General features: G+C 45.7%; 1 protein-coding gene. It reads right to left on the bottom strand.

Features of this window, described 5'->3' with window-relative positions; translation table 11 throughout:
* A partial coding sequence (locus HBA93_RS18255) for a hypothetical protein (RefSeq protein ID WP_221724244.1) occupies positions 1–298 on the bottom strand: 298 nt, incomplete at its 3' end.
* Positions 299–510: the final 212 nt, after the last annotated feature.

Here is a 510-nt window from a genome sequence, read left to right as displayed (position 1 = left end):
TGAGATTGCTTTGATAGGCGATAAAAGATGCAATCACGCTGAATACACCAATTGCAGCAAGTATAAAATATTGCCGTGATATGGCTGGTTTTTTGTTTATCGAGCCAAGGATCAACGTGACCACAGCCCACAGACCGGTGAAAGCCAGCAAAAGCAGCGTATAAACGGGCTTGGACAGATCATAGCCACCGCCGCCAATGGACGGATAGAGCGGCGGCGCGGGATTCAACAACCAGTTCAAACTGCCTGTCACAAGAATAAAGATCGCCAGCAATATAAAGAACATACGGTATTTCAACTGGTTATCCTTAACAGCGTACCAATCGTGTGGTGATTATATCTGCAGGGGCACATGTAATCGTTACGCCGTTTTCCATGTTGTAGCTTTGCCTAAATCATTTCCGGCTGATATGGATTTAGTGAGGGTCGTTGCGTTTAGTCATACTCAGTATACACGTATCTCTATTCTTTAGCTTGTCCACAGTACCATGCCAGCCAAGCAGACCCAAC

It is taken from the genome of Ochrobactrum sp. SFR4, from assembly GCF_019730395.1.
Lineage (GTDB): Bacteria > Pseudomonadota > Alphaproteobacteria > Rhizobiales > Rhizobiaceae > Pseudochrobactrum.
This window is presented reverse-complemented; position numbering and strand designations above follow the sequence as displayed.